17 protein-coding genes are annotated in these 14,686 nt (G+C 68.2%); 10 read left to right on the forward strand and 7 right to left on the reverse strand.

What is annotated here, in order from left to right; translation table 11 throughout:
• Nucleotides 1-173: 173 nt before the first annotated feature.
• From VNN10_01790 to VNN10_01810, 5 genes are all read left to right on the forward strand, one after another.
• Nucleotides 174-1,187 (forward strand): hypothetical protein, encoded by a 1,014-nt coding sequence (locus VNN10_01790; GenBank protein ID HXH20731.1) that lies wholly within the window; start codon nt 174-176, stop codon nt 1,185-1,187.
• 269 nt (nt 1,188-1,456) lie between these two features.
• Nucleotides 1,457-1,753, forward strand: coding sequence for a hypothetical protein (locus tag VNN10_01795; protein ID HXH20732.1), 297 nt, complete (start codon nt 1,457-1,459; stop codon nt 1,751-1,753).
• A 76-nt stretch (nt 1,754-1,829) separates the two neighbouring features.
• Complete coding sequence (locus tag VNN10_01800; GenBank protein HXH20733.1) at nt 1,830-2,360, forward strand: hypothetical protein; 531 nt, start codon at nt 1,830-1,832, stop codon at nt 2,358-2,360.
• Nucleotides 2,361-2,367: 7 nt separating this feature from the next.
• Nucleotides 2,368-2,565, forward strand: a complete 198-nt coding sequence (locus tag VNN10_01805) for a hypothetical protein (protein HXH20734.1) — start codon at nt 2,368-2,370, stop codon at nt 2,563-2,565.
• 49 nt (nt 2,566-2,614) lie between these two features.
• Nucleotides 2,615-4,042: an AarF/UbiB family protein gene (locus VNN10_01810; protein ID HXH20735.1), complete on the forward strand. Its 1,428-nt coding sequence runs from the start codon at nt 2,615-2,617 to the stop codon at nt 4,040-4,042.
• A gap of 168 nt (nt 4,043-4,210) precedes the next feature.
• On the opposite strand, the gene VNN10_01815 is transcribed toward VNN10_01810, so the two are convergent.
• Nucleotides 4,211-5,089: a hypothetical protein gene (locus VNN10_01815; GenBank protein ID HXH20736.1), complete on the reverse strand. Its 879-nt coding sequence runs from the start codon at nt 5,087-5,089 to the stop codon at nt 4,211-4,213.
• Nucleotides 5,090-5,322: 233 nt separating this feature from the next.
• On the opposite strand from VNN10_01815, the gene VNN10_01820 reads away from it, so the two are divergent.
• Nucleotides 5,323-6,588, forward strand: a complete 1,266-nt coding sequence (locus tag VNN10_01820) for a serine hydrolase domain-containing protein (protein ID HXH20737.1) — start codon at nt 5,323-5,325, stop codon at nt 6,586-6,588.
• Nucleotides 6,589-6,603: 15 nt separating this feature from the next.
• Complete coding sequence (locus VNN10_01825) at nt 6,604-7,428, forward strand: enoyl-CoA hydratase/isomerase family protein (GenBank protein HXH20738.1); 825 nt, start codon at nt 6,604-6,606, stop codon at nt 7,426-7,428.
• Nucleotides 7,429-7,519: 91 nt separating this feature from the next.
• On the opposite strand, the gene VNN10_01830 is transcribed toward VNN10_01825, so the two are convergent.
• Both VNN10_01830 and VNN10_01835 read right to left on the reverse strand, forming a co-directional pair.
• On the reverse strand, nt 7,520-8,551 hold the full coding sequence (locus tag VNN10_01830) for a potassium channel protein (protein ID HXH20739.1): 1,032 nt from the start codon (nt 8,549-8,551) through the stop codon (nt 7,520-7,522).
• A 106-nt stretch (nt 8,552-8,657) separates the two neighbouring features.
• A complete protein-coding gene (locus VNN10_01835) occupies nt 8,658-10,751 on the reverse strand; it encodes a hypothetical protein (GenBank protein HXH20740.1) in 2,094 nt (697 codons plus the stop codon).
• A 197-nt stretch (nt 10,752-10,948) separates the two neighbouring features.
• On the opposite strand from VNN10_01835, the gene VNN10_01840 reads away from it, so the two are divergent.
• Both VNN10_01840 and VNN10_01845 read left to right on the forward strand, forming a co-directional pair.
• On the forward strand, nt 10,949-11,362 hold the full coding sequence (locus VNN10_01840; GenBank protein HXH20741.1) for a VOC family protein: 414 nt from the start codon (nt 10,949-10,951) through the stop codon (nt 11,360-11,362).
• Between the two features lie 75 nt (nt 11,363-11,437).
• Nucleotides 11,438-12,250: a PhzF family phenazine biosynthesis protein gene (locus VNN10_01845; protein ID HXH20742.1), complete on the forward strand. Its 813-nt coding sequence runs from the start codon at nt 11,438-11,440 to the stop codon at nt 12,248-12,250.
• On the opposite strand, the gene VNN10_01850 is transcribed toward VNN10_01845, so the two are convergent.
• Entirely contained in the window at nt 12,247-12,564 is a 318-nt protein-coding gene (locus tag VNN10_01850) for a hypothetical protein (GenBank protein HXH20743.1), read from the reverse strand. The genes VNN10_01845 and VNN10_01850 overlap by 4 nt on opposite strands.
• A gap of 304 nt (nt 12,565-12,868) precedes the next feature.
• Here VNN10_01850 and VNN10_01855 point away from each other — a divergent pair, with 304 nt between their 5' ends.
• Nucleotides 12,869-13,375: a DinB family protein gene (locus tag VNN10_01855; protein HXH20744.1), complete on the forward strand. Its 507-nt coding sequence runs from the start codon at nt 12,869-12,871 to the stop codon at nt 13,373-13,375.
• Nucleotides 13,376-13,384: 9 nt separating this feature from the next.
• Here the strand turns inward: VNN10_01855 and VNN10_01860 are convergent, their stop codons facing one another.
• The 3 genes from VNN10_01860 to VNN10_01870 form a co-directional block, all read right to left on the reverse strand.
• Entirely contained in the window at nt 13,385-13,669 is a 285-nt protein-coding gene (locus tag VNN10_01860) for a hypothetical protein (protein ID HXH20745.1), read from the reverse strand.
• Nucleotides 13,670-13,684: 15 nt separating this feature from the next.
• Nucleotides 13,685-14,020, reverse strand: coding sequence for a hypothetical protein (locus VNN10_01865; GenBank protein ID HXH20746.1), 336 nt, complete (start codon nt 14,018-14,020; stop codon nt 13,685-13,687).
• A 214-nt stretch (nt 14,021-14,234) separates the two neighbouring features.
• On the reverse strand, nt 14,235-14,600 hold the full coding sequence (locus VNN10_01870) for a nitroreductase family deazaflavin-dependent oxidoreductase (GenBank protein ID HXH20747.1): 366 nt from the start codon (nt 14,598-14,600) through the stop codon (nt 14,235-14,237).
• Nucleotides 14,601-14,686: the final 86 nt, after the last annotated feature.

The raw sequence follows: 14,686 nt of genomic DNA on the forward strand, positions 1-14,686 counted from the left end.
GGGCATCTCTTTTGCGCATTTCGGCGCACGACACGCCGGGTCTCCTCTTCTAGCCTCCTAAATGCGGCGGGCCGAGAGGCCACCGCCCGGATGCGATGCCGACCACGCTCCGGCCGGGGGTGGTCGGCGCGCTCCGGCCCGCCTGCAGATAGCAAAGACAGGAGCAATTGAAGATGAGCAGCGAGAGCACAAATCGGGAATGGGAGCGCAAGAGGAGGGCGCGCCACCGGCCGCCCCGGCTTTCCGGGCGAGGCCTGCGCTGGAAGGGGCTTGCTGTACTGGCGTCCGCGGGCGTGTTCGCCGCCACGCTCGCCTGGTCCGCTGGCACCGCGCGGGCGGAGGACCCGCCCCCGCCGCCTCTGCGCGTGACCGTTTCCGCCAGCATCAACTTCACGGACGCGCCGCGGCAATACGACATCGTGCAAGCCCTGCTCGAGTTCGCGCCGGGCGCGGCCACGCCATCCCACCGCGTGAACGGCAGAGGCCTCTTCACCGTCCTCTCGGGCGAAATTACGCGCGTCGAGGACGATGGTGGTACGTCCGTCTTTCGCGGAGGCCAGACCTTCTCTGAACTGAGCGGCGACAAGTTCGACGTCGACATGAACCGCGGCTCCGCTCCGGCGCGCTTGCTCGCGACGCTCCTGGTGCAGCCGGGCGCGGAACCTCTGATTATCAACCCGAGTGCGCCGCCGCCGAGGCTCGAGCCGCGCTTCGTTGCCGCCGCGCGCACCACGGTTGGGACGATACCCGCGGCCTTCACCCTGAGCCACGGCATCCTCGAGTTGCAGCCAGGCTGGTCGGCGGCCCTTCACACACACGACGGCTGGAGCATCGCAACCGGCCTCACAGGTCCCGTGCCCACGAATCTGGTGAACGGAGTGCCGCAGGGGGCCAGCTTCGCCCACGGTCCCAACGACCTGCATGAGGCCTCGTACGCGGGGCCGGGCGTCTCGACGGCCATGTTCGCTTCGGTCGGGCCAACGGGCGCGCCCGCTTCTCGCCCCGTGACCACCGGGCCCGCGCCGGCCCAGACCATCCGGCCGCCCAGCACCGGCGACGCCGGCCTCGCCGGGTCCCCGGGAAGGATACCCGCGGGCATTCTGCTGGGCGCCGCCCTCTGCATCGGGCTCGGCGCGGCGCCCCTCTTGCGACGCATCTCGGCTCACCTGTCAAGGAGGTGCCCTTGATCCGGCGTCGCAGCCCGATCAGCTGCAACACCTGCCCTTGCGTTTTCACTGCCGGCTAAGCCATCGCAATCCGGCGAAGGGTTCGGGAAGGCGCCAGGAAGGTCGAAGCAAGGGGTGCCGAGCCAGGATGGGCCTGCTCTGGCCTCAGCCGGCGGAGGGGTAAACAGCTCGGGAGGTGCAATGACAGGAACAGCTCTGAACAGAGGCGCCCTTTCCCTGGTCGGGACGAGCGCCGCCAGCAACCACCAGTCGATAGGAAGGAGACTTCAGTGAAAGCAATCTTGAGAACGCTTACTCTCACGGCCGCAATCAGCGCTGGGGCGCTGGTAGCCGGCCTGCTCAGCCACGCGAACCCCGCCTTCGCTGACCCGCCCGAGCCTTCGGCCGCGAGCTGCATGGGGCTCGAGGCGTCGGCGATATCCCCGCCCGGCTCGTCGGCCGAACCTGGCGCGGAGGACGGGATGCGAGGCGTCTCGAAGATCTTCCATCAGTTCGGTCTCACCGGCTCGTTCGCTCACGCCCACCTGGGAACGCACGAGGCGTGCGACGAGGCGCTCCTGCCGTAACTCGGCGGTCCGGGAGGCGACGCCGAACAGCGCCGCCTCCCGGACTCTCGGGCCGGATCACTCAGGGAGACCGGTGATGAAAAGCATTTTTGACAGCTGGTTCATTCCCTTCTTCACAGCCGTCGTCATCATTCAGGGAGTCCATGTTGCCGAGCACATCATCCAGCTCGCGCAGGTGTACGTTTTCGGCGTGCCAGACGACGACGCCCTCGGCATCCTGGGCTACGTCTTCCAGTTCCAGGGCACCGAGGAGTGGCTGCACCTCGCCTTCAACGTCAGCTATCTCCTCGCCCTCTGCGCCCTCCTTGTCCCGATGCGGCGGCTCGTGCCGGCGACGATGCCGCGCTGGGCCTTCGGCGCCTTCGCCTTTGGCGGCGTGGGCCTGGAGACCTGGCACGTCGTCGAGCACGGCGTGATTATCTCGAACGTCATCGCCCACGGAGGCTGCCCCTGTCCGGGCATTGGCGACGCCGCTCTGGGCGTCTCGGACACCGTGCTGCACTTCCTGTACAACGCCATTGCCTATGCCGCGACCGTCACCGCCTTCTGGTTTGTCGCGCCCGGGGACAGCGGCGACGCGCGGCAGCCGGCCGGGGCCGCTGCCTGAGGCCGCCGTGCCCGACACGCTGGCCGTCCTGCACATCGCGCACACGGCGCGCGGCGCCGCCGAGGTCGCGCTGACGATTGCGGGCGCCGGCTTGTCCCTGGGCGGGCTTCTGCTCGGCGCGCTGGCGCTGGCCGGGCGGCGCAAACGCCCGCGCGGAGGCGGTTTCGGCGCCGACCCCTCGCGCGCGCACCGCCACGAAGGCTGATCCGCGCTTCACCCTTTGCCGTCGCGCGACGGCATGACAAGATAGCTCGATGCAACAGCGCAGCGAGCACTACGGCGCCCGCTCTCGTGGCCGGCCGCCACGCAACCGCCTCGTCCGGTTCTGGAACGCCGGTAACATGCTCGCCCGCGTCTACGCCGGCTACCGGCTGATCTCGCTCCTCGAGAAGCGCCGCGGGCCGGAGTGGGGCGAGGCCCGCCGCAAGCGTCACCATCGCTGGAGCGCCACGAAGTTCTACGAGACTGCCGTGCGAAACCAGGGCCTGCTGATCAAGACCTCGCAGTTCATCAGCAGCCGCTCGGACATCGCGCCGGACGAGTATGTCGAGGTCCTCTCCCGCCTTCAGGACGAAGTGCCGCCCGAGCCCTTCGAGGTGATCCGGCGCGAGGTCGAGCGTGAGCTCGGCAGGCCCCTGGACGCCGTGTTCTCGCGCTTCGACGCCGCCCCAATTGCTTCGGCCTCGCTTGCCCAGGTACATCGAGCGGAGCTGAGGGACGGACGTGACGTGGCCGTGAAGGTGCTCTATCCCGGCATCGAGCACATCGTCGACATCGACCTCAAGAACATCCGGCGCTACGTGAACATCCTCAACCGGATCGACAAGAGCCTCGACTACCGCTTCGTCGCCGACGAAATGGGACGGATGATCCCGAAGGAGCTCGACTTCATCAACGAGGGCCGCAACGCGGAGGCCATCGCCGCGAACTTTGCCGGCGTCGAGGACATCGTCGTGCCCGCGATCTACTGGGAGCACACGACGCGCCGCGTGCTCGTGATGGAGTACGTCGATGGCGTCAAGATCACGGATGTCGACGCTATCCGCGCCCTCGGTGTCGACCCTCCGGACGTCGCCAAGGTGCTCGTGGCCGCCTTCAGCGAAATGCTGCTGAGGCACGGCTTCTTCCACGCGGACCCCCACCCCGGCAACCTCATGGTTGCCCCGGGAGAGCGCGCCGAGGATGGCCGCGTCAAGCCGAAGCTGGTGCTGGTCGACTTCGGACAGGTCAAGGAGGTCGGGCCCGAGTTCCGCTTCATGTTCGCCCAGATGACGCGCGCCCTGATGGCCTCGGACGACTCGATGGTCGGGCAGGCCTTTCGCGGCCTCGGCTTCCGCACCCGCGACGACAACGAGGAGGGCTACACCAACCTGGGCCAGGCCTACGTTGGCAACGTCGTGCGCCGCATGAACCAGCTTGGCGCCGCCGTCGCCGACCGCGACATGATGCGCGACTCCTACCGCGAGATCACTCGCGTCCTGCGGGACAATCCCATCGTGAAAATCCCGCCGGACCTGTTGTTCGTGGGCCGCGTGATGGGCCTGCTCAACGGCCTCGGCACCACCTTGCAGGCGCGCACCAATCTCCTCCTGGAGATGGCGCGAATGATCGAGCGCGAAGGCGTTAGCGGCGCCATGGCCCCAAACGGCGGAGGCGCGCCGAGGCGTCTCCTGGAGGCCTAGCGCTTCGCAAGATACTGCTCCCGTGCCCTGGAAAGCTGCCTCAAGGCGGGAGGCGACCGCCATGCCCGGCAGCCCTCAAGGCAGGGCTCTAGCCTCCGGCCGGCCGCCCGATTCCGGCCGGCGCCGCCCGCTAACCGGCCGGTCACCGTGTGCGGCCAGCGGCCGCGCCTACTGCCACAGCTCCGAGGACGCCTTCATCATCCGCAGCATCATGATCATCGCCGCGACCTCCTTGCCGCTGTCCGGCTCGCTCATGATGCTCTCGTACCACCAGTATTCCGACCTCGGCGTCTCGCCGACGGCAAGCACCTTCGCTGCTACGTCGTAGTCGCGGCCGATGAACACGGGGCCGTTGATGTAACGCACTTCGATGGCGCCGAAGAGGCCGACGCCGCGGTTTCGGTGCCCGATGCCCTGCTCGACGCGGCGCATGGCGCCGACCACCTGCTGCGGGCCCGCAATCGGGCCGCCCCAGGGAGACGCGCCCGTGTACCAGCTCAGCGGCTCCGTCAGGAGCGACAGGCGCTCCTCGCTCAGCGGCTCCACGCGCGTCTTCTGCGCCGGTAGCTCCATCCCCGGCTCCAGGTGGGCGTAGATCCGCGTCTCGCCGCGCTCCGGCAGGTGCTCTTCGAGCCGCTCCCGCAGCAGCGTCCGCTCCTTTGGCGACCCGACCGACGCCGTCCCCTCGAGGACCTGCATGCCGTCGTCGCGCTCCATCCACACCCGCACCTGCGCGTCCGCCGCGCCGGCCGGAGGTACCTGCACGAAACACCGCACCGCCTCATCCGAGATCGTCGCGTTCTTGAAGTAACAGGACAGCGTGCCGGTCTCGAACCAGCGCTGGCCGAAGGCGCGCAAAAGCAGCGGCGGGAACTGGCCCATGTGCACGCTCCCCGCGATCGTCCCGCCGCGGAACCCCACCTTCTGCGCCGTCTCGTCGTGATGGATGCTGCCTTCGCCCGCGCGCCCCGAGTTCCTGGGCCGCCGCAAGGGACCCACGAGCACCCCGTTCTTCTCGATGATCTCGGTCGAAGTGTCGATTGCCATGGTGACTCCTTGTGTCGCGCTCCCAGCTACTGCTGGCCCGGATTGTACCAGCCCTTGGAGCAGCCCAGGCGCCTCTGGCGGGCCATGTGGCCCGGACCGCCAGCCACGGCTCCGGCCAGACCCCGGCCGGTAGGCAACCGGGGAACCTTCCAGCCCGCCGGCCCGCGAGGCGGCCAGCCGGAAGCCCACTTGTAGTAGACTCCCAACCAGCACACGACGGGGCAGGAGGAGCCATGGTCGGAACGCTGGAACGCGCCCAAATGCTGGAGGCAGAGCCTGAGGAAGTCGGCCTTTCGTCCACAAAGCTGAACAACGTCACGCGGCTGGTCCATGGCTACATCAACGACGGGAAGATACCCGGCGCCATCTCGATGATCGCCCGTCGCGGCAAGGTCGTGCACTTCGAGACCTACGGGAAGATGGACGAAGAGGCCGGCAAGCCCATGACGGCCGACACCATTTTCCGCATTTACTCCATGACCAAGCCCATCGCCAGCCTGGGCCTGATGCTGCTCTACGAGGAGGGCCGCTTCCAGCTGGACGACCCTGCGTACAAGTACATCCCGGAGTGGAAGAACCAGAAGGTCTTCATCGGCGGCACCGCGGACAACCCGGACCTGCGCGCGCCCGAGCGCCCGATCAGCGTCCGCGACCTCCTGATGCACACCTCGGGCCTGGCCGGCGGCCTCGGCGCTCCCGAGTCGTCGCCGACCTCAGAGCTCTTCCGGCGCGCCGGCGTGCGGGGCTTCGGCCAGGAAGGCAACCACACCCTGCGCGACATGGTCGAGCGCATCGCGAACGTCCCCCTCCAGTTTGACCCCGGCACGAAATGGAACTACGGCATCTCCACCGACGTGGTCGGCTACCTCAGCGAGGTGCTCAGCGGCCGGCCATTCGACGTCTACCTCAAGGAGAGGATCTTCGACCCGCTGGGCATGAGTGACACCGGCTTCTCCGTCCCCGAGGCCTCGCTCGACCGCTTCGCCGCCTGCTACCGACGCGGCGGCGAAAACGACCCGCCATACGTGCTCCAGGACTCGCCGACGACGAGCCCCTACGCGAAGCCGCGCACCTATTTCTCCGGCGCCGGCGGCCTCGTCTCAACGGCAGCCGACTACATGCGCTTCTGCAAGATGCTCGCGAACGGCGGCGAGCTCGACGGCGTCCGCATCGCCGGCAAGCGCACCATCGAGTTCATGGCCATGAACCACCTGCCCGGCGGCTGCGACCTCGCGGCGATGGGCCAGACGCGCTTCACCGAGACGAGCATGGAGGGCATTGGCTTCGGCCTCGGATTCGCCGTGCTCCTCGACCCGGCGAAGGCCCAGATCATCGGCACGCCCGGCGAATACTACTGGGGCGGCGCCGCCTCGACGGCGTTCTTCATCAACCCGAAGGAAGACCTGATCATGATCTTCCTCACTCAACTCCTACCCTCGGGTTCGTACCCCTTCCGCCGCGAGCTTCGCGCCACCATCTACTCCTCGATCATCGACTAGAGGCCGGAGACAGAGATGAGCTACGAGTTCCTGATCTACGAGAAGCACGACCACATCGCCCTGATCACGCTGAACCGCCCCGAGCGGCTCAATGCCCTGAGCCGTGCTCTTCACCTCGAGACACTACGAGCGGCGGAGGAGGCCCGCAACGACGACGACGTCTGGGCCGTCATCATCACCGGGGCCGGCCGCGGCTTCTGCTCCGGCGCCGACATCCAGGCCGCCGCCGACCGCGCGGCGGCCGGCGATGGCCAGCCGGCCGAGCCGCCGCGGCGCAGCCAGAATGACATCCTTGACCAGTACGGCTGGGTTGGGAACCAGGCCCGCGCCTGGTACTACCTCGACAAGCCAACTATCGCCGCGATGAACGGCGTCTGCGCCGGGGCCGGCATGAGCCTCGCGCTCGCCTGCGACTTCCGCGTCGGCTCCGAGAACGCGCGCTTCCACAGCGTCTTCCTGGAGCGCAACCTCTCGCCTGACTCCGGCATGAGCTGGTTCATGCCGCGCATCATCGGCTACAGTCACGCCCTCGACCTCATCCTCACGAGCCGCGACGTGAACGCGGAGGAGGCCTACCGCATCGGCCTGCTGAACCGCCTCGTCCCGCACGAAAAGCTCATCGAAGAGTCCTTCAAGATGGCGAAGGAGATCCTGCGCTGGCCGCCGATCGCCGTCCGCGCCGCCAAGAGGGTGACTCAGCAGAACCTGAACAAGGACCTGGACGACGCCCTGCGCAACGAGATACTCCACCTGACCTATGGCCGCGCCGCCGTCAACGACGCCCGTGAGGCCCGCGTCGCCCGCGCCGAACGCCGCGAGCCCCGCTACACCGGCACCTGACCCGATGCCGGCAGGAGCCACGGCGTCCATGATCGATTAGCGCAGGGGCCGCGGGCCCGCCCGCCAGGCCAGCGCGTGCAGTGCGGGCGGTTCAGCCTCCCGCGGTCGTGACGCCGGTAGGCGGCCCTACGCGCCGCAGCTGCTCCTCCGGCCCGAACACCATCAGCCGGTCGCCCAGCGCCAGGCGGGTGCTGGGCGCCGGGCCGACTATGAAAGTGCCGCGCTCGCTCCGCACCGCGAGGACGACCAGGTCCGGCGCGCTCGCACACACTTCGCCTATCGTCCGGCCCTGCAGCCCCGAGTCTTTGTCGACGCCAAACTCGCCGAGCACTCCTGGCCCCTGCGAGCCCAGGGAGACGATGTCCATGAAGTCCAGCAGGATCGGCTGCAGCGCTGAGAGCGCCAGTCGCCGCCCACCCATCTGGTAGGGAGAGACGATGTGGTCGGCGCCTGCCTGCAGCAGCTTCTTCTCGTTCGACGCCGAGGCGACCCTGGCAACCACGCGGACGTCCGGCCGCAGCATCTTCGCCGTCAGCGTGATGTATGTATTGCCAGCGTCCGAGTCCAGAGCGGCGATGAGCGACGCGCAGCGTTCGATCCCGGCTCTCTTCAGCGTTTCTTCCTGCGTCGCGTCTCCCTGAAGCACCAGGTAGCCCTCGGCGCGGGCGCGTTCCAGGGCCTCGGCGCTGAGGTCCACGACCACGAATGGCGCCTGCCGCTGCTTGAACTCCAGGGCGATCTCCTCGCCCACCCGTCCGAAGCCGCAGATGATGTGGTGGTCCTTCAGGTGTTCCACCTGGATCTTCATCCTCCGCTCGCCGAAAAGCTGCCGCAGGTCGCCCTCGATTATCGTGGAGACCAGCGCCGTCAGGATATAGAACGACGTCCCGACGCCCACGAACAGGACGACCATGGTGAACGCCATGCCGGTCCGGCTCAACGGCTGCACTTCGCGATAGCCCACGGTAGTGAGCGTGATCACGGTCATGTAGAGGGCATCAAGGAATGACCAGCCCTCGATGATCATGTAGCCGCCGGTGGCGAACACGAGGATGACCCCGAGCGCCAGCAATCCGACCAGCACGCGGCCGTATGCCTGAGCCGCCGCCCTGTACTCCTTCACGAGCGTATTGTGGCGTCGCGCGGCGCTAGCGGGCCAGCGCTGCGCATCATCCGTGTTGTCGTCGTCCGAAAGCCGGGCGGACGCTCGTCCGCCAGAGGCCGGCGCCCTAATCGGCCAGGGTCCAGCGGCCATAGGGCCGCTCGATGGGGCCTCCTACCTCATGGACGGCATCCTCATACTCGTCCTGGGTAGGGGCGCGATTGCTGCTCAACTGGATCATCGAGCAGGCTGTGCTCTGCAGCCCCGTGACCGCGCGGCCGGAGGACCAGTACTCGTTCCAGCAGGCAGTCACCACGTTGAGGGCTCCCTGGAGCCGGTCAGGCCCGGCAGGAGGCCCGAAGCGCATGCGGTAAATGAGCACGACGGTCTGGTCCGCCATCCGGGGGTAGGCGATCCCGTTGCGCCCGTAGGCCCGGAGGCGCTCGATCTTCGTCCGCGCCGGGCGTTCCCGGCCGCCCGCTGCCTCCAGCCAGCCCTCATAGCGCGCCCACATCTGCCATGCGTTCCGCGCCGAACGGGCCTTGTCCGGCAGCAAGTCGAAGATGCGCATGGCGGCCTCGCTCGCGAACACGAGGTCCGGCGGCTGGTCCCAGCCGAAGTAGACGCGGGCGTCGAACGCCGCTTGCAGGGACTGGTTTGCCGCCGACGAGCAGGCATTCACGAAGACCAGGGCATCAGAGAAGTCCAGGCCCTTCTTCTCGCGCAGCAAGCGGAAGAAGTCGGCGGACACCCAGAGCTCGATGAACCCGTTGATGTCCGTGTTGGCATAGATCGTGCGCCGGAAGTCCTGGTCCCCGGCGAGACCGGCTTCGCGAGCCACCTGGTCCCGGATGGCGTCCTGGAGCCTCTGAATGGACTCGTGGTCCAGTCGGCCGCTGCCAGCTATCCGCCGGCGGTCAGCCTCGTCAAGGGCGCCCATCTCGATCTTGAGGAGCCTGTCGTTCAGCTCGGCCCCGTGCGTGAGGAAGTAGAGTACGCCGTATTCGGTCGTCGTGAGCTTTCGCGTCAGTGTCAGCAGCGCCTCCAGGCCCGTCTCAACCCGGCGCCCGCCCTGCACCCGGCCCAGCACCGTGTCGAGGGTATAGCCGCCTTTCCTGAGGTCCTCGCTCAGGCACTCGATGTTCGACCCGGTCGTCTCCTTGAAGCCGGACCACATGCCGGCCACCTTCTTGTCCGCGCTCGTGTACACGGGCCCGGGATGGGGCACCTGGTAGAGCGGCGCGAAAAGGAGCGCCCTTCGCGCCGAGGCCGGCGGCGAATCGTCGCTCTTGATTGGCCGCGGCTGGTCGTTAGGGTTGTAACTCGGCACCAGGAACACGCCCGGCCGCGGCTGCAGGCCCTCGCGTCCCGGTTCCGCAAGGTTGGTCCCACCGACCCGCGCGATGCCGGTCGGATTCGACGGTAGTGCGGAGCATTCCGTAGCAGCGTACGTCGCCAGGAGGGTGGATGGCTCGCGTCGCGGCGGCTTCGCCGAGGCGTAGAGCTCGGGGTGCGGCGCGGCTGAGCCACGGCCGCCCGGCAGGGTCAGGGTGAAGCGCTCCGTGATCAGGTACTCATCCCGCCCGTCTCGATAGCGGATGGTGGCGTTGAGTCCGTTCGGGGAGAGCACCACGTCGCTGACGTTCGAGAAAGTGCGCGCCTTCGCCACGGCGGCCTTGACGGCATCCTCCCAGTTCTGGCCGCCGTTTACCGCGTCCAGGAAGGTCTTCATCGCGGCCGCGGTGGCGTATTTGTCGATGTCGTAGATCTGCCAGTCACCCTGCACGCCGAGCGTTACCCCGGCGGCTCCGGATGGTGCCGCGGTGCCCGCCGGCGCGGTCGTGCTCTGGGCCAGAGTGGCATCAGTCTTGCGCCAGAGCGATGCCCCGGGGCCCTCCCCGAATATCTGGATGGGGATCTGAAGCTCGTCCCCACTAATCTTGAAGGGCTGGTCCTTCGCGGAAATCCCGAGGTCCCTCAGCTCGATGCTCATGCGGCCGCCGCGGACGCTCCAGGTGCCGCTGTCGCTCACCTCCTCGCCCGGACGCGTGGCGAGCATCGAAAGGGTCCCGTCCGGGTTCAGCGTGAGGAGCACCCTCGAATCCGCCCGCACCTGCGTGCCGCCGACGTCGCCGACCAGGGCGTACGTCCCCGCGAGGTCCGGCGCCTGGCCGCTGTCGCCACCGCCGCAGCCGCTCCAGCCCAGGGCCAGGACGAGCACGACCAGACCAGGGAGGGTTCTTGATCGACGGTCTGGCCTCAGGGTGCGCGACGGGGAATGCATCCGTGAATGCTTGCGCCTCTCTCGCCGGGCGTCAAGCCCGCCTGGCGCATGCGGCCGGCCTCCCGGCGCCATCCGAGAGCCCTCGCGAAGTCTGCGGTAGACTCAGGCCAGAACCACCACGCCGGAGGAGCCCCTTGCTGCCGATCAAGCGCATCGACCACGTCTCCATGGCCACGCCGAATGCCGCCGAGCGCGCGAAGTTCTTCGAGGACCTCTTCGGCATGCGGGTCATCGCCCGCTATGACCAGCCGCGCGACGGCTACACCGGCGTGGAGATGTCCATCCCGGGTTCGACCTCCACCTTCGAGCTCCTGGAGCCGGCGGGCGACGACAGCTTCGTCGCGAAGTTCCTCGCCCAGAAGGGGTCGATGCTCCACCACGTGACCTTCGAGGTCACCGATATCCGCGAGGCGGCGCGCGTCCTGCGTGAATACGGCATCGAGCCCTTTGGCTATCGCGAGGACGCCGAGTGGGCGCGCGAACTCTTCATTCACCCGCGCGACACCGGTGGCGTCCTTATCCAGCTTTTCCAGCCGCACGGCACGTAGCCTGGCCGCGGCCAGCCTTGCGCGCCCGGCGCTCGACTGCTCGCCGACTCGACCGCCAGGCGGAGGAGACGCCCCGTGACCCAGAAGATCTATCAGGTTGACGCATTCAGCCACAGGCCCTTCGCCGGCAATCCCGCCGCCGTCTGCATCCTGTCCGCGCCGCGTGACGACGCCTGGATGCAAGCGGTCTCGAATGAAATGAACCTCTCCGAGACCGCCTTCCTCTGTCCGCGCGCCGAGGGCTTCGACCTCCGCTGGTTCACGCCGGCAGTCGAGGTGGACCTCTGCGGCCATGCGACCCTCGCGAGCGCCCACGTCCTCTGGGAGCAAGGAGTCCTGGCGCGCGAGGCCCAGGCGCGCTTCCTCACCCGTAGCGGGCTGCTGACGGCAGACCTGCGAGGCGACTGGATCGAGATGGACTTCCCCGCCACGCCTCCGCAGGAAACAGATGCGCCGCGCGCCCTGGTCGAGGGCCTGGGGGCAGAGGCGCGCTATGTCGGCCGCACGCCTTTCGACTACTTCGTCGAGCTCGAGGACGCGGAGACAGTCCGGCGCCTTGCCCCCGACCTGCGGGTGCTTCGCTCACTCGGCGCACGTGGAGTCATCGTGACTGCCCCCTCGGATGACCGCTCTTACGACTTCGTGTCGCGTTTCTTCGCTCCCGCCGCCGGCATCGACGAAGACCCCGTCACGGGTTCGGCGCACTGCGCCCTCGGGCCTTACTGGTCTGCCAGGCTCGGCAGGGCGGAACTTACCGGCTTCCAGGCGTCACGGCGCGCCGGCGTCATCCGGGTGCGGCCGGACGCCGGCCGCGTCTTTCTCGCCGGCCAGGCGGTGACCGTGTATGAGGCCACGTTGAGCGCCGCCTGCGAAGCCGGCTCGCCCTAGCCGAACGAACCGATCAGGCGGATGAGCAGCTCAAGGATGCCGCCCAGCACCCGCGCCGCCGCCCAAACGATGCGTCTCGGCAGGTCCACGAGCTGCCGCTGCCCCGGCGAGAGGTCGTCCCACCGGTGCCAGAAGGACGAAATGAGAGCGCCCAGCGCCACCATCGCGAGCATCGCGGCGCCGAGGAACGTGACATAACGGGAGTCGAAGCGTAGCCCTGACCAGACGATTGCCGCGCCGGCCGCCGCGAGCAACAGGGCGCCAAGCATGCGCTCCCCGTTGCTGTGTGCCTGCTCGAATGGCTGACGCCGCATGCCCTGCGGCGCATAAGCCGGCGCTTGCAGACCTCCCGACCCGAACCCCGCCGACTGGCGGCCCGCGGGGAGGGCGAAGCGATGGCCGCAGGACGGACACCGCTGGCGTTGCTTCGCCGTCGCCTCGAAGAGGACTCGGCACTTCGGGCAAGTGGCTGCCCTGATGGGTGACGCCGACATGGTCGTCTCGGTGGCATTACTAGCACTAGGCCGCGGCCTTGTCACCTGGGGCCGGCAACCTGTACTTGATCGGCTGGATTTGCGCTGCTAGACTGCGCGGCTACTCGCGGAAGGAGCTCTCGGCATGAACGAACCCAACCCGAGCCTCTACGTCCTCGATCGCCCATTGACCCGCGCCCAGGTCTTGGAGGAGCTTGCCGCCTTTCCCGCGCGTCTAAGGGACAAGGTCGCCGGGCTTCCGGCGGAGTCGCTGCTGCGCGGGCCGGGAGGGGAGGAGTGGTCCGCCTTCCAGACTCTGCTCCACCTTCGCGACGCGACGCTGGTCTATGCCATCCGCTTCCGCTTCATCGTCTTCAACAACGACCCCTTCCTGCCGGACTACGACGAAGGCCGATGGGTCGCGCGGTCGAAGGACTCCCCGGCGGATGTCGACGCCATTTTGGATGAGATAGCGTCTTCGCGGGCCGGCCTCCTGCGGGTACTCGCCCGTCTCCCCGAGGAGGACTGGATGCGCACCGGCCGCCACGAGGTCATGGGGCCTGTGATGCTGGAGCACTACGCCCGCCACCAGGTAGTCCACGAGGAGATGCACCTCGCCCAGATCGAAGCCGCGCTCGGTGCTTCCGCCTGAGCAGCCGCCTTACGAGGGCAGGGAACAGGTGGTCACAGAGGTCACGATGACCAGGACCATGAGCATCGACCACCTCGGCAGGCTCACGAAGGCCTTTCGCCAGCCGCGGGCAGCCGCCCGGTAATCGCGCCAGCCACGCGTCACCAGCCCGCTCGCTGAGGCCACGAGAACGAGGGCGGCGCCGGCATAGAAGGCGACATGAGGGCCGCCGCGGCTCCAGACCAGCACGAGCAGGCTTCCGCACGTCAGCCAGATCAGCGCGCAGACGAGGTCGAACCAGCGGACGGCGACCACGGCCGCTGCCCGTCACTACATCCGGCGGCGTCCGCCACGCACTGCCGGCCAGTCCGACGAGTACGAGAGCATGCCCATGGCCGCCGGGTCGCCCTCACTGCGCGTGGCCCGCCTGTTCACTTGAAACTCGAGCACCGCGGCCCAGAAGAACGAGCCGGCGGCCATGATCCCGCCCGCGAGGGGCACCACGAAGCTGGACATGCGCACCCCGGCCAGGACTATGACGATCGCGACGACCAGCGCAATCGACGGCGAGATCTCCCGCCAGGGGAACGGCTCCCGCAAGTGCTCGACGGCGAGCAACGGCTCTTCGCTCAGCGCCTCCAGGAACGGGTTAGTCGGCAGGCGCAACCAGCGGCCGCATGCCGGGCAGCGCGGCGCTTCAGCGAGAGCGGCGCCGCAGTGAGGGCAGGTCGATTGGGGACGCCGGTGGACCGGCTGAGCGTCGCTCCCTGGTGCAGGCACCTCTCTAGTATGACGGCCGCGCCCGCATAAGCCGAGTGCTTTCAGCACACCTGCCGCGTCAGCGCCCGGCGCAAGCCGCCTATTTCAGCCTCCGGCCCACCTATTCCTGGATCGTCACCTCGACCAGCGGCGACCAGCGCACCATCTCTTCGATATCCCCGCGCCCCCACGCCTGCCGCACCTTCTCGAGCACCGCGCGCCGCTCTGCCGCGTCAGTTATCGGCCGGGCAAGGGCAGGGAGGTCCGCCTTGACCTCGCGCTTGAGGTGAAAGGTGAACCGCGGGTTGGCCTCCATGTTCGCCAGCCAGTCCCGCTTGCGCTCCCTGGGCATTCCCGAGATGTACAGCTTCCCGTCGAAGGCATGAAAGGCGATTTCGATGCGGTGCGGCTTCCCGGTCCGCCGGCCTGTCGTCGTAATGTCGATGACGCCGCCCTTCGACAGCGCCTCCCTCACCTTGTCGTCCATACTGGCCTCTCGACCTCCTTGGCGGGAGGTAGGAAGGGCCGGGTGGAGGGCACCCCGCCTCCCGCGGCCAGCAGCCGGCGCTCGCC

The sequence above is a fragment of the Dehalococcoidia bacterium genome, from assembly GCA_035574915.1.
In the GTDB taxonomy this organism is placed as follows: domain Bacteria; phylum Chloroflexota; class Dehalococcoidia; order DSTF01; family WHTK01; genus DATLYJ01.

Bases quoted from the DNA above. Each gene is read 5' to 3' on its own strand.
- VNN10_01855 (HXH20744.1), top strand. From the start codon at position 12,869: ATGAACGAACCCAACCCGAGCCTCTACGTCCTCGATCGCCCATTGACC.
- VNN10_01815 (HXH20736.1), bottom strand. From the start codon at position 5,089: ATGGCAATCGACACTTCGACCGAGATCATCGAGAAGAACGGGGTGCTC.
- VNN10_01800 (HXH20733.1), top strand. From the start codon at position 1,830: ATGAAAAGCATTTTTGACAGCTGGTTCATTCCCTTCTTCACAGCCGTC.
- VNN10_01850 (HXH20743.1), bottom strand. From the start codon at position 12,564: ATGCGGCGTCAGCCATTCGAGCAGGCACACAGCAACGGGGAGCGCATG.
- VNN10_01870 (HXH20747.1), bottom strand. From the start codon at position 14,600: ATGGACGACAAGGTGAGGGAGGCGCTGTCGAAGGGCGGCGTCATCGAC.
- VNN10_01820 (HXH20737.1), top strand. From the start codon at position 5,323: ATGGTCGGAACGCTGGAACGCGCCCAAATGCTGGAGGCAGAGCCTGAG.
- VNN10_01825 (HXH20738.1), top strand. From the start codon at position 6,604: ATGAGCTACGAGTTCCTGATCTACGAGAAGCACGACCACATCGCCCTG.
- VNN10_01810 (HXH20735.1), top strand. From the start codon at position 2,615: ATGCAACAGCGCAGCGAGCACTACGGCGCCCGCTCTCGTGGCCGGCCG.
- VNN10_01790 (HXH20731.1), top strand. From the start codon at position 174: ATGAGCAGCGAGAGCACAAATCGGGAATGGGAGCGCAAGAGGAGGGCG.